The organism is Methylobacterium sp. UNC378MF, assembly GCF_900103195.1.
In the GTDB taxonomy this organism is placed as follows: domain Bacteria; phylum Pseudomonadota; class Alphaproteobacteria; order Rhizobiales; family Beijerinckiaceae; genus Methylobacterium.
Window position 1 is genome coordinate 1 of record NZ_FMWU01000011.1, and the last position, 12723, is coordinate 12723.

Below are 12723 nucleotides of genomic sequence, written 5' to 3' on the forward strand. Positions count from 1 at the left end.
TTGCGGCGCGCTTGGCTGCGGGCCCGCGTTCGTGCCGTTGGCCGCGCCGTGGCCGTCGGCACCGTGCGGATCCGATCCCGCCTGCTTGAGCGGATCCGAGGCCTCGGCGCTCTTGCCGGGCGCCTCGCTGCCCTGGCCATGGCCTGGCTCGACGGCGTTCGCCTGGGCTTGCGGCGCGCTTGGCTGCGGGTCCGCGTTCGTGCCGTTGGCTGCGCCGTGGCCCTCGGGACCGTGCGGGTCCGATCCCGCCTGTTTGAGCGGATCCGAGGCCTCGGCGCTCTTGCCGGGCGCCTCGCTGCCCTGGCCATGGCCTGGCTCGACGGCACTCGCCTGGGCTTGCGGCGCGCTTGGCTGCGGGCTCGCGTTCGTGCCGTTGGCCGCGCCGTGGCCGTCGGCACCGTGCCGGTTCTGATCAGATTCACCCTCGCTTGAGCGTGACTGATCCGCATCAGCGACCGTCCGCGCCGCGTGCAACGCTCCTGCGCCCGGGGCAGAGCCGCTTCTCGCGGCCTGTTCCTGTCTTCCGGCGGACTCCTCACGTGGAGGCGCCGAATGATCAGGATCCTGCGGCGGCGTCGCGGTGATCCCGTCGATCGGGCCCGATGGTGTCATGGGTGCCGCATGCCCGCCGATCTGCGGCGCGCTCTGAGGCTGAGGCGCAGCCTCACCGGTTGTGGCGGGCGATGGACCCACCTGCCCTGCGACTTCGGCGGCGCCCGATGCCGCCGCGTCCGCACCAGATCCGCCTTCCGAAGAAGGCGTTGAACCAGAGGCACGCGCCGTGCTCGCCTCTCCAGCATGCACCGAACTCTGATAGGCGGGCTCCAGGCTTGTCCGTGCAGGGCCGTGCACAAGCGTCGGGTTTCCGAGGCCGATGTCTTTGAAATCAGCATTGCTCAACGGGGAGAGGGCCGCCGAGGCCGGTTCGGCAGTAATCCGATCGGCTGTGCCGCTGGCTCCGTGGTCGCGCGCGCCGGAGGTGAGCGGAACACCCGCATTCGCCGAGCGAACCACCTCGCCCGTGGGCATCACGAAGCTGTCGTGTCCCTGCGAGGGGGCGCCGTTGCCCCCCCGAGAGGCGAGGAATGGATCCGCCTCCGTCCCGTGCTCGACATGATCCGCGGCAAAGGCATCGGCAGCGAAGATCATCGCCGAGAACACGATGACCCCGAACTGCTTGCTGTGGCTGTCGCGCTCATCGGCATCGCCAGCATCTCCGCCGCCGGCCGCGCCGTGCTCAAGCGACGGACCCGCCTGACCGGCCGGGACCGGGTTTTCACCCGAACGTCCCTGGTCATCCGCCAATGCATCATGGGGCGACAGGCTCAAAGCCGCAGCCGCGACGAGAGCGGCGAGCAGGGCAGCCGGATGGACCGCGAGCTTCGTACCGTCGGCGCCTTGCGGAATCGGAAGGAGCCCCGGGTAGCGTTGGGCGACTTGGTTGATCAGGGCGCGGAAATCGCTTCCCCGCATCGGGCTGTCCAAGACGTCGGAGGCAATGACGTAGCTGCCGTCGATCCGGGCGAAATGCATGATCGCGTCGCCGTCAGGCCGGCAGAACACGAACCAGGGCTCCGCCTCGTCGCTCAGACCCTGTTCACTGCCGATCTGGAGGCCGGCCCGGATCAGCGCCGCCTCGACCCGGTAGAATTCCGCGAGTTCCTGCTGCGACCAGCCGCCCTGGCTCGTCGATGCGGGCCGGAAGAACGAGATGACCGCACCCATAGGGACCTCACTTCCGCACGTGGACTGACGAACGGCCTCTATCGTTCATGAAAACCGCGTCCGAGGGCATCGAAGAAGGGCGCGACCAGATAGTCGAGCGCCGTGCGCTCGCCGGCTGAGACCACGATCTCCGCAGGGAGGCCGGCCAGGAGGCGCAGTCGTACCTCTTCGGGCAGCTGGTGATCGTCGATCTCGACCGTGCCGGCGAAATAAGGCAGCTTCGTCCCGTCATCGAGCAGGCGATCGCGCGAGACCATCGTCAGCGTCCCGAAGATGGCGGGCGTGCGGCGGGTCTGAAAAGCCGGGAACTTGACCTCGGCCCGCATGCCGGCATGGACAGCCTCCAGATCGTTCGGCGCGAACTGGACGCTGATCACGAGCCGATCGTTCGTGGGGACGATCTCCATCAGCGGCTCGCCTGAGCGGATCACCTGCCCGATCGTGTAGACCTTCAGGCCTTGAACGACGCCCTGATGCGAGGCCCGAACCTCGTGCCGCCGGAAAACGTCCTGAGCGACGATGAGCTTCTCGCGCAGTTCGGCGATCTTCTGACGGGTATCCAGGAGCTGGGCCGTAAGCGTTTCCTGCAGCTTCTGCTTAAGTTGCGCAGCCTGCATCGCCGCCTCGTTGATGCCGTTCTGCGCCTTGGCGGTCTCAGCCACGGACCGCCCAATCACCCCCGCAAGGCGTGCGTGCTCGCGCTCCATCATCAGGACACGGGAGAGCGGGATGAGGTTCTTCTCGCGCAGGCCGCGCAGGCCCTCCAGCTCCTGCTGGATCAGAGCGACCTGTTGCTCGACCGAGGCCTTCTCGACCGCCAGTCCGGAGATCTCGGTCTTCAGCTGCGTGACGCGCGCCTCGATGAGCGCCAGCTGTGCCTGAAAGGACGCGCGCCGCTCCGACAGCTGACTGGCTTGGTCGTCGATCATGCGGCCGACGGCACGGTCATCCCGCCGCGCCGCGATCTCCGGCGGCAGGACCAGGTCCGGAGCCTGCTCCTGCTCGGCGCGCAACCGCGCCTCCAGGATCAGGGCCGCGTCGAGCTGACCGCGCAACAGATCGTTGCTGGCACGCGATTGTACGGGATCGATGCGCAGCAGGACGTCGCCCGCACGGACGGTCTGCCCGTCCCGCACCAGCACCTCCTGCACGATGCCGCCTTCGAGATGCTGCACCACCTTGCGGCTGCCTTCCGCCACGATCACGCCGGGGCTGATCACCGCCCGGTCGAGGCGCGCCGTGGCGGCCCAGGTCCCGACGACCCCGAAGGTCGCGACGATGATCGCGTAGCCTGCGACGGCGTACAAGCGCCAGTTCGTCGGACCTCCGGCGCTGGTCCGCTCCTCGTCGGGCGTTCGCCGCTGCCGCGGCAGGTTCAGCGTTGCGGCTTGAGGGGCGCTCATCCTTTATCCCGCGCTGCGCTGCGTTTCGGCGTCTCGGCGACCCTGGGGGGCCAGGGGGCCGGCGGACGGCACCAAGGTCGGGACCGGACGCGAACCGGTGATCTGTGACAGAACCTGCTCCACCGTGCCGGAGATCTGCAATCGGCCCTCGTTCATGAGCAGAACGCGGTCGGCATCGGCGAGCAGGCTCACCTTGTGGGTCACGATCACCACCGTCGTCCCGGATTGCTTCAATGCCGCCACGGCCCGCATCAGCGCGGCCTCGCCGAGCTGGTCAAGACTCGCATTCGGCTCGTCGAGCACGACCAAGCTCGGTTCGCCGTAGAGGGCGCGGGCCAGCGCGATGCGCTGACGCTGGCCGCCGGACAACCCGTGTCCCCCCCGCCCGATCACCGTGTTGTATCCCTCCGGCAGGGCCTGGATCAGCGCGTGACAGCCGGCCTTTCGGGCCACCTCGATCACGCGCGCGTCGCCCTCGGCAGCGAACCGTGAAATATTCTGCGCCACCGTGCCGTCGAACAGTTCCACGTCCTGGGGCAGGTAACCGATGTGCTGCCCGAGCGCCTGCTTGTCCCAGTGACGCAAGTCGGAGCCGTCGATGCGTACGGTCCCTTCGCGCAAGGGCCAAACCCCGGTGAGGGTGCGCACGAGCGTGGATTTGCCGGACGCACTCGGACCGATGATCCCCACGAGGCTGCCAGGCTCGAGCCGGAAGCTCACCGCGCTGAGGATTGGCCGCGTCGAACCCGGTGCCGCGACGGAAATATTCTCGGCCTCGATCAAGCCTCGCGGACGCGGCAGCATCAGGCGGCGGGTCTCGGGCTTCGCGACGTCGATGAGCTCCCTCAGCCGCCGAAAACTGGCACGGGCGGCCGTGTAGCCTTTCCAGTTGCCCACGACGGCCTCGATCGGCGCAAGCGTGCGGCCGATGATGATCGAAGCCGCGATCATCGACCCGGCGGAGATCTCGCGGTGGATGGCCAGGTATGCGCCTGTCCCCAGAACCAGGGTCTGCAGGAGCATGCGGACGAACTTCGTCGCGGCGACGATCAGGCCGGCGCGATCGCTTGCGCGCGCCTGAAGGACCAAGACATCATCGTGGTGCCGGCGCCAGCCGCCGCGCAGGGAAGCCAGCATGCCCAGGGCCTGCAACACTTCTCCGTTCCGGAAGATCGTGGCGGCTTGCTGCCCCGCCTGCTGTGAGGCCTGACTGGCGGCGTCGAGCGTCCAACGCGTCGCGACCTCGTTGAGCAACGTCAATCCGAGGATCATTCCGCCACCCACGAGCGCCATCCAGCCGAACCAGGGATGCAGCACGAAGCAGGCGAGCAGAAAGATCGGGATCCACGGCAGGTCGCAGAAGGCCAGCATGCCACTGCCCGTCAGGAACTCGCGCAGGACGTCCACGTCGCGCAGCGCGGTTTCGTGCCGCGCTCCGGGCCGGAGCAGCACGCCGCGATGGGCGGCATCGAAGATCGGATTGGCTATCTCCCGATCGAAGATCACACCGCCGCGCACCAGCAGGCGGGATCGCAGCATGTCCAGGATCGTGTAGACCGCAAGGCCGAACGCCGCGATGACCGTGATCCCGATAAGTGTCGTTTCGCTTCTGCTCGGAATTACGCGGTCGTAAATCTGGAGCATATACAGCGGGGCGACAAACAATAGAAGATTGATAAACAAGCCAAAAATCACGACCGTTGCCAGTACCGGCCGGAGCGCACGCAGGCCGCCGGTCAATGCCGACTGCAGAGGATGATCGCCCATACTGCCCTCTTCCCGCAATCGATCGGCGCGATCAGCGGCCCTCAAGCATTGATCCCGTGAGATCTTCGCATCGCAAGCTGCCCTGAGCGAAAGCCTGCGCTTTCGGCCGCACGGTGTGATTGTGTACATTTGCGGGCGGTCGCCCGGGAATATCATACAGCGATCCGGCCACCGGTTCCCTCCTCTTCATGTCGGTCCCCGATATAAGGATGATAGGGCCATTCAGGGGCCTGCCAAGCATCGCCTCGCCGGGGGGACGAGGCCAGCTGCCGTGCGTCTGGACAGCGCGGAGCCATCACAGCTATATGGTATTTACTGTATAGGTGCTGCGCGCGGCAGCGCTCGCACGCAGGAAGGTGGTCCCGTGTACGCGCATTACCAACGCCTGGATTCGGAGGAGGTGCTGGAGCTGCGTCGGGAAGGTGGCCGGTATCTGAAGGAATTGAGAGAAGCGCAGGGCCTGTCACAACGACAGCTCGCCGCTCTCGTCGGCGCGGAATACTATACGTTCATCTCGCAGCTCGAAACCGGGCGCGGCCGCATTCCTCCGGATCGGTACCGTGCCTGGGCGGAGGCGCTGGCAATCGAGCCCAGCGAGTTCGTCCGGAACGTGATGCGCTTCTACGATCCGATCACATACGAGATCCTGTTCGGCGATCGCACGCCTCGGGCCAAGAACGACGAAGCTGAGGGCAAACGACGAAGCTGAGGGCATGGGCCGCCCTTGAGGTTCCGATCACGTCGATGAGCAGGCTCTCTCAGGGGTGCCCGGCACGTCGACGATGCCTGCCGGGGCTCAGGACGTGGCGCGAACCGCATCGTGCGTCGTCTGAGATCCGGAGGGAGACGCATCCCGCGACGCCGCGTCGGCAGACGATAATGGCGCACCGATGGCAGCCATCAGCATGCGCAAGCCCTCGATCCAGGCATCGATCTCGGCACGCGAGAGACATCCCGAGCGCCTGAATACCTTGCCGGACTCAAGCTTCACCACAACATCAAACCGTCCATCGGGCCTGTCTTCAATCCAGTACGCGACATTCTTTGGCATCGCCGCTGCCCAGTGCTCCTCCCCGCGCGACCATTGGCGTTCCACGAACGGGCCTCGAGGCCTTGCTCCGGTCGAGCGTCTCCCCTGACCGGTGCTTTCGTTCGGCACGGTCGGATGCCGAGCGCCCGGGTCTGGCCCGTCCGAGGCTGGGGAAATCCCCCACCACGATGATCCCCGCGGCTCCTGCTCGCCCCATCCGATTCCGCTCACCGCCGAGCGGCGCCCCGCAAACGCATGGGGCTCGTAGAACGATCCCCCGGTTGCGGGGTTAGATGTTCACTGTACAGTCAGGTGGCTGGTCCTATCTGGATGGGTGAACGCTTGATGACGCACATTTCCGAGCAGCCCCCGCTGCATGGTTCACGGCGGCTCACCGGCACGTCTGGTGAGGCGCTTGGCGGACCGGGGCTCGGCAGGACAGCTGCCGCTATGAGAGGATGGGATTTGACGGACACGTTGATCGGCGAAGGGGCGGCGTCTGATCGGCCGAGCCGGCCTGCCACCCCCGATATGGCCTCACTCCCTGCTGGTGTGCGGGATCACCTCGGCGCTTACCTGCGCGCGGCCTACGAGGCGCTGACCGGAGCGCAAACGCCGCAGCGGCTGCTCGAGCTCGTCGCCCAGCTCGATGCCGTGCTGGAGGGGCAAAGCCGCGAGAGCGCCTTGGTGTTTCGCACCGAGCTGACCAAAGCGCTGCCCGGGCTGCGCGGGTTCGCGCTATCGCTCACCGCCGATGCCTCCCGCGCCGACGACCTGGTGCAGGAAACCGTCCTGCGTGCCTGGGCTCGGCAGGATCTGTTCGTACCGGGCTCGAACCTGAAGGCGTGGCTCTGCACCATCCTGCGCAACCAGTTTTATACCGAGTGCCGCAAGCGGAAGCGCGAGATCGAGGATGTGGACGGCGCTGCCGCAGCTCAACTCACTGCTCCGGCAGCGCAAGAGCACGGGTCCGACCTGCAGACCGTATGGTCACATATCGGCAAGCTGCCTGAGCTCCAACGCGAGGCCTTGCTGCTCGTGGGCGCTCAAGGCCTGACATATGAGGCGGCCGCCGAGGTGATGGGCTGTCAAACCGGGACCGTGAAGAGCCGGGTGAGCCGCGCCCGTGCGCTGCTTGTCGCGGATCTTGCCTGAGAGGGCGCCGCACCGCACGAGCGTTCCGCGGCCGGCTGGGCGGCAGCGCCGGTCCGGCATGCTCGAGCCGCGATGGGCATGCCGAACGCGCGGTGCCGGCGGGCCTCAGCCTGTTCCACGGCGCGCAGATCCGTCTGCCCGGATGCTGGGCACACGCGCCCTTCCCTGCACGCCGCAGGTTTGGAAGGGCCAACCGCGGCGGGCATTTCGGTGCAGCAGGCGGCCTGCCGGTCGCTGAACGGTCGTGTCACCGCATCGGCAATGCGACGGTCTACACGCGGGGCGCGCCGTGGCGGCCCGGAGGTCCCGGATGCGTGCCGCCCGAAGGCACCCGACGCGGAGAACCGCGGGCGCGAGAGGCCCTTGACCGAGGCGAAGCGCGATGCGGCCCGGCTGCGCGAGGCTCTGGGACAGGCGTCCGACGCCCGGAGAACGGCCAGGATGGGCCGGGCCCTCGATGGAGAAGGGCTGACCGCAAACCAGAACCGGCTCCGGCTTTGGGCGGGGGCAAGCAGCGGGCAAGCTCACCCCGCCCAGCGAAGATCATTCTCTCACGAAGGCGAGAAGATCGGCATTGAGCACGTCTGCATGCACGGTCAGCATGCCGTGCGGATAGCCGGGATAGGTCTTCAGCGTTCCGTTCTTCAGGAGCGTGATCGATTTCAGCGCCGCGTCGGCGATCGGCACGATCTGGTCGTCTTCACCGTGCAGCACCAGGGTCGGTACGGTGATCGCTCTGAGATCCTCGGTCTGATCGGTTTCCGAGAAGGCCTTGATCCCCTCATGATGCGCTTTCGCGCTGCCCATCATGCCTTGCCGCCACCAGTTCTGGATCACCCCCGGAAGCACTTCGGCGCCGTCGCGGTTGAAGCCGTAGAACGGGCCGGCCGGGACGTCGAGGAAGAACTGGGCGCGGTTGGAAGCGAGCGCGTGGCGAAAGCCATCGAACACGGCGCGCGGCAGCCCCTCCGGGTTGGCGTCGGTCTGGATCATCAGAGGCGGGACTGCACTCACCAGCACCGCCTTGGCGACACGTCCCCGAGGCTCCCCGAACCGGGCGACATAGCGCGCCACCTCGCCGCCCCCCGTGGAGTGGCCGATATGGACCGCATTCCTCAGATCGAGATGCTCCATCACGTCAGCGGCATCGGCCGCGTAGTGGTCCATGTCGTGCCCGTCCGATACCTGGGCGGACCGGCCATGGCCGCGGCGGTCATGCGCGACGACACGATAGCCGTTCTGGACGAAGAACAGCATCTGTGCGTCCCAATCGTCCGACGACAGCGGCCAGCCGTGATGGAACACGATCGGCTGCGCGTCCTTCGATCCCCAGTCCTTGTAGAAGATCTCCGTTCCGTCCCGGGTCGTAACGGTGGCCATGGTGTTCCCCGTGCCTGATCCAAATGGCGGCAGCCCTTCTTGCCGGCCGAGCGCGGGATTAGGCCATCGCGCCAGCGCCCGCTTGCACGAATGCGTCACGATTTCACGGCGGCCGCCGCAGCCGAACCGGCCGGCCTCACAATCCCGGCCCCGATGTCGCGTGCGGAGCTTGGCTCGGAGGCGGGGCTGACCCGGAGCCGGCCCTAGCACGGCGGCGTCGGAGCGCCGAGAGCGGTGGTCAGGCAATGTTCGAACTGGTCGGCCTCGAACGGCTTCGCGCAATACGCGAAGGCGCCGAGGGCGAGCGCCCGCGCCCGGGTGGATTCGCTCGGATAGGCCGTCATCACCATGACGGGCAGGTGCGGCCGCCGCTCAGCCAGGATCTTGAGGAGTTCGAGCCCGCTCACGCCGGGCATCTGCACATCCGTCACCACGAACACGATATCGGCCTCGTCGAGCTTGGCGAGGAGCGGCTCCGCACCCGCGAATGCGAGGGCCTCGTATCCGAGCGCCCGGGTGAGACGATCCAGGGCGGAGCGGATCGAGGGATCGTCGTCGACGATGGCGACGACCTGTCTGCGCGCGGCGCGTTCAGCCATGGGCGGAGGGCAGCAAGAAGTGGAATGCGGCGCCGCCATCGGGGCCGGCATCGACCCAGATGTCGCCCCCATGCGCGTCGATCAGGTTCCGGCAGATGGCCAAGCCCATCCCCATTCCACCAACCTTGGTGGAATGGAACGGTTCGAAGATCCGTATCCGCCGGTCGGGTTCGATTCCCGGTCCGGTATCGATCACATCGACCGCGGCGGAGCCGTCGACCCGACGGATCGCGACCGTGATGTCCCTCCGGCCCGGAGACTCCGCCATAGCCTGGGCTGCATTGACCAGCAGATTGACGAAGATCTGCTGGATCTGGATCAGGTCCGCCGGGACCGGCGGGATCCCGTCCTCGGCGGCGAGATGGACCGCAGCGCCGTGGCTGCGGATCTCGCGTTCGACCAGGAGATTGGCGTCCCGCGCGGCCTGCACCAGATCGATCGGGGCGACCACCCGCCCCCTGTTGCCGAGATAGGCGCGCGTGCGCGCCACGACATCCCGGGCGCGGGTCGCCGCGGAGATCACATCGTCGAGCGCCAGCGCCGCTTCGGCCACGTCCGGCCCCGGGCGCCGCAGCCAGCGCAGGGCCGCCTGGGCGTTGGCCACGATGGCCGCGAGCGGCGAGTTGACTTCGTGGGCGATGGAGGCGCTGAGCGCCCCGACCGTGGTGATCCGCGAGGTCCGGGCGAGTTCCGTGTCGGCGGCCGCGAGATGCGCCTGGGCCCGCTTGAACGCCGTGACGTCGAGCGACGTGACGATCACGTCCGAGAACCCCGCGCGCGCGCGCGGCAGGGTCGCGGTGAACAGCACGTCGCGCTGGCGCCCGTCGGCGCACATGATGTGCGCTTCCGAGCGAAAGAAGCGATCGCCGCGGCCGATCGCGACGAGCCATTGCACGAAGGTCTGGTCGGTGTCGGGCAGCAGCCGATCCAGGGAACCGAGATAGGCATCCTTGGCCGTCGCGCCGGTCTCCTCCAGGGTGAAGGCGTTCACGTCCGTGATCATGACCTTGGACCGAAGGGCGCGAAGCTCCTCGGGGCGGCCGGCGAAGTGGCGCTCGATATCGGCGATCCCGGCCTGGCGCAGGGCCATGACGGCCTCGGCCACGGCGGTCCAGTCCTCGCGCCAGATCGAGATGCCGGAGCGTTCGTAGATCGCCTGGAACCCGTCCTCCGCGCTCTGCCGGCCGCGCCGCAGCGCCATGACATGGGCCGCGGCCGCGGCCGCGGCGCAGAGCGCCAAGCCGCCGCCGAGGACCATCACGGCATTGCTCCGGGACGCCGCCAGGACGCCCGCCAGGAACGCCAGGGCGACGGGCAGCCCCACCGCCAGCCCCGCCGCCGCAAGATCCTCCATGCGGATCGCCGCGGGATGGACGGGCGCGGCCTGCATCCAGTCCGGGAGATGATCGTCCTCGGCGACGCTTTGGCGCGCCGATTGCGCCAGGCTCGGCCAACGCGAGAAGACCTGCCGCATGCCGCCTATCCACCTGGGTCCGTCAGACTACCGAGATCGGGCCGGCCCGTCTCCGATACGCCTGTATAATGGCGTGTCCCAACCGTGAATTGCATGTTGCCGGCATGGACTTGCACCGACACGGCATCCTCAAATTCCCGAATGCAGGTCTGCTCGCCTCGTCCCACGATCGCGGCTGGCAGGGCGTGGCTGCCGAACTCCGGTCCCATCCCTCGGGCGACCTGCCGGCGATCGTGCCCACCCAGATGGAGATCACCCTCGCGACGCGGCGCTGTCCCGGCGCGCAGGTCAGCCGCAAAGGCGCCGGCCTGCGCCAGCAGACGGCCGTCGAGCCGGGGACGATCTGGCTGTGCCCGGTCGGCGTCGGCGAGGACGACATCAACATCTCGGCGCCTCTGTCCGAGGTCCTGCACATCTACCTGCCGGAGGACCGCTTCAAGGCCCTGGCGGACCTGTACGGCGACGCCCGCATCCGGGCCGACACGGTGCGCTACCTCGCCGATGTCCAGGATCCGCTCATCCGCCAGATCGGCCTGTCCATCCTGGGTGAGCTGGTCCAGGAGAGTTCGGCCGGGCGGATGATGGTGGAGAGTGCCGCGCTGACCCTGACGGCGCGGGTCGCCCAGGCCTACGGGCACGACCGACCGGATTCGGCCGCCCCGTCGACCGAGGAGGGTTCCTGTCCCGACCGGATCCAGCGGGCGATCGCGTTCATTCGCGACAACCTCGAGCGTGACCTCTCGATCACCGAACTCGCCGCCGTGGCCTGCCTGAGCCCGTTCCACTTCGCCCGGATGTTCAAGCGCGTCACCGGACAGACACCCTACGGCTTCGTCAGCGCGGAGCGGCTGGCCTGTGCCTGCCGGCTCCTGGCGGACCGCAAGATCTCGATCCTCGATGTCGCCCTGCGCTCCGGCTTCTCGAGTCAGGCCGCCTTCGGGACCGCCTTCAAGCGCGCCAAAGGCTACGCCCCGTCCGAATATCGCAAGTTGATAGGATGAACCGCGGAGGCAGAATCGCAAGATCGCCATAAACGACAGCAACATCGATATAAATCTATCGCCACAGTGTACTATATTGTCTTCCTGCGAAGCCAGGAGAGACTGCGATGATCGAAGCGTCCATTGTGCGGCCTCATCGAGCGGAGACCGGCCTCGGTCCGTCCCCTGCGCGCGCCCGGGCACGGGGTGGCCGGCCTGTCCGCACCCTGCCGCGGAGATCGGGATCGTGCCCGCAGGACTGGCCGATCCCTTGGCCGGAGGAGACCGGAATCCTGGCTTTCTCCGTCGAGACGTCGGAGGCGCCGCTCGCGATCGCGCGCTGCGACGCGCTGCTCGTGCAAGTCCGGCCGCAAGTCCAGCCGCAAGTCCAGCCGGCGCCTCGACGGGGCGCCGCGTCCGGCGCGGTCGATGATGATCGGGAATCCGGCAACGTCCTGCTGCAGGATCTGCGGCAGGCGACGTCGGTGGCGCCCCTGCCCGGAGCGGTTCATATCGCCCTGCACAGGACGCTGCTCGGGGAGGTCGCCACGTGCCTTCACGCCGGCGGAACCGATCCCCTCGACGCATTGACGGCGGCTTGCGGCAAGCGGTTGACCGATGCGACGATCCACGCGCTCGCGCTCGGCGCCTCGGCGACGCTTCACCGGTCGGATCGCGGGGCGACGGTGTTCCGGAACCAGCTGGGCCGGGCGCTGGCGGCGCATCTGCTCGGAACCTACGCGGCCTTGGCGGATGCCGCCAAGCCCGTGCGCGGCGGGCTCGCACCGTGGCAGCTCAAGCGCGCCCAGGACCTGATGCGCACCACCCTGGCCCAGTCGCTGAGCTTGCCCGTCGTTGCGGCAGCCTGCGGTCTCTCGGCGAGCCATTTCGCCCGCGCCTTCCGGTGCTCGACAGGAACCTCACCTCATGCCTGGCTGGTGCGGCAGCGCCTCGCCCGCGCCAAGGATCTCATGCGCGCGCAGGACCTGGCACTGGCCGACATCGCCCTGTCCTGCGGTTTCGCGGATCAGAGCCACTTCACCCGCGTCTTCGCGCGGGAGGAGCATATGAGCCCGGGCCGTTGGCGCCGGTCCATCGAACAAGAGCCGGGCAGGCCCTGAACCGTGCGGAGGCGGCTCTCGGGGCCCGACCCGTGCCGGGGGCGGTCAGGACACCAAACCTGTGCGACATCCGCGAGGCCGGGGCGGCC

At 68.0% G+C, this 12723-nt stretch carries 10 protein-coding genes and 1 pseudogene; 4 read left to right on the forward strand and 7 right to left on the reverse strand.

Annotated elements, in window-relative coordinates; genetic code table 11:
- The 3 genes and pseudogenes from BLT59_RS12935 to BLT59_RS12945 form a co-directional block, all read right to left on the reverse strand.
- A pseudogene (locus BLT59_RS12935) lies at window positions 1–1725 on the reverse strand (hypothetical protein); the annotation flags it as partial.
- Between the two features lie 38 nt (window positions 1726–1763).
- On the reverse strand, window positions 1764–3128 hold the full coding sequence (locus BLT59_RS12940) for an HlyD family type I secretion periplasmic adaptor subunit (RefSeq protein ID WP_091780300.1): 1365 nt from the start codon (window positions 3126–3128) through the stop codon (window positions 1764–1766).
- Between the two features lie 3 nt (window positions 3129–3131).
- A complete protein-coding gene (locus tag BLT59_RS12945) occupies window positions 3132–4895 on the reverse strand; it encodes a type I secretion system permease/ATPase (RefSeq protein WP_091780305.1) in 1764 nt (587 codons plus the stop codon).
- Between the two features lie 364 nt (window positions 4896–5259).
- On the opposite strand from BLT59_RS12945, the gene BLT59_RS12950 reads away from it, so the two are divergent.
- Complete coding sequence (locus BLT59_RS12950) at window positions 5260–5604, forward strand: helix-turn-helix domain-containing protein (protein WP_091780309.1); 345 nt, start codon at window positions 5260–5262, stop codon at window positions 5602–5604.
- An 87-nt stretch (window positions 5605–5691) separates the two neighbouring features.
- Here BLT59_RS12950 and BLT59_RS12955 read toward each other — a convergent pair whose 3' ends face one another.
- Entirely contained in the window at window positions 5692–5991 is a 300-nt protein-coding gene (locus tag BLT59_RS12955; protein WP_244513969.1) for a hypothetical protein, read from the reverse strand.
- 465 nt (window positions 5992–6456) lie between these two features.
- Between BLT59_RS12955 and BLT59_RS12960 the strand changes: the two genes are divergently transcribed.
- Window positions 6457–7080, forward strand: a complete 624-nt coding sequence (locus BLT59_RS12960) for a sigma-70 family RNA polymerase sigma factor (protein ID WP_244513978.1) — start codon at window positions 6457–6459, stop codon at window positions 7078–7080.
- Window positions 7081–7623: 543 nt separating this feature from the next.
- Here the strand turns inward: BLT59_RS12960 and BLT59_RS12965 are convergent.
- The 3 genes from BLT59_RS12965 to BLT59_RS12975 form a co-directional block, all read right to left on the reverse strand.
- The gene (locus BLT59_RS12965) at window positions 7624–8460 is read right to left on the reverse strand and encodes an alpha/beta fold hydrolase (protein ID WP_091780317.1); all 837 of its coding nucleotides are present in this window, start codon (window positions 8458–8460) and stop codon (window positions 7624–7626) included.
- 203 nt (window positions 8461–8663) lie between these two features.
- Window positions 8664–9059 (reverse strand): response regulator, encoded by a 396-nt coding sequence (locus BLT59_RS12970; RefSeq protein WP_175544007.1) that lies wholly within the window; start codon window positions 9057–9059, stop codon window positions 8664–8666.
- Window positions 9052–10533 carry a sensor histidine kinase gene (locus BLT59_RS12975; protein WP_091780322.1) on the reverse strand — a complete coding sequence of 494 codons (1482 nt, stop codon included), beginning with the start codon at window positions 10531–10533 and terminating at the stop codon, window positions 9052–9054. Before BLT59_RS12975 ends, BLT59_RS12970 begins: the two co-directional genes overlap by 8 nt.
- Window positions 10534–10637: 104 nt before the next feature.
- Between BLT59_RS12975 and BLT59_RS12980 the strand changes: the two genes are divergently transcribed.
- Both BLT59_RS12980 and BLT59_RS12985 read left to right on the forward strand, forming a co-directional pair.
- Window positions 10638–11534, forward strand: coding sequence for a helix-turn-helix domain-containing protein (locus BLT59_RS12980; protein WP_139174050.1), 897 nt, complete (start codon window positions 10638–10640; stop codon window positions 11532–11534).
- Window positions 11535–11641: 107 nt separating this feature from the next.
- Window positions 11642–12634, forward strand: a complete 993-nt coding sequence (locus tag BLT59_RS12985; protein WP_091780327.1) for a helix-turn-helix domain-containing protein — start codon at window positions 11642–11644, stop codon at window positions 12632–12634.
- Window positions 12635–12723 lie beyond the last annotated feature (89 nt).

Excerpts from the sequence above, each read along its gene's own strand:
- BLT59_RS12940 (WP_091780300.1), bottom strand. The coding sequence starts at position 3,128 with ATGAGCGCCCCTCAAGCCGCAACGCTGAACCTGCCGCGGCAGCGGCGA.
- BLT59_RS12945 (WP_091780305.1), bottom strand. The coding sequence starts at position 4,895 with ATGGGCGATCATCCTCTGCAGTCGGCATTGACCGGCGGCCTGCGTGCG.
- BLT59_RS12960 (WP_244513978.1), top strand. The coding sequence starts at position 6,457 with ATGGCCTCACTCCCTGCTGGTGTGCGGGATCACCTCGGCGCTTACCTG.
- BLT59_RS12965 (WP_091780317.1), bottom strand. The coding sequence starts at position 8,460 with ATGGCCACCGTTACGACCCGGGACGGAACGGAGATCTTCTACAAGGAC.
- BLT59_RS12970 (WP_175544007.1), bottom strand. The coding sequence starts at position 9,059 with ATGGCTGAACGCGCCGCGCGCAGACAGGTCGTCGCCATCGTCGACGAC.
- BLT59_RS12975 (WP_091780322.1), bottom strand. The coding sequence starts at position 10,533 with ATGCGGCAGGTCTTCTCGCGTTGGCCGAGCCTGGCGCAATCGGCGCGC.
- BLT59_RS12980 (WP_139174050.1), top strand. The coding sequence starts at position 10,638 with ATGGACTTGCACCGACACGGCATCCTCAAATTCCCGAATGCAGGTCTG.
- BLT59_RS12985 (WP_091780327.1), top strand. The coding sequence starts at position 11,642 with ATGATCGAAGCGTCCATTGTGCGGCCTCATCGAGCGGAGACCGGCCTC.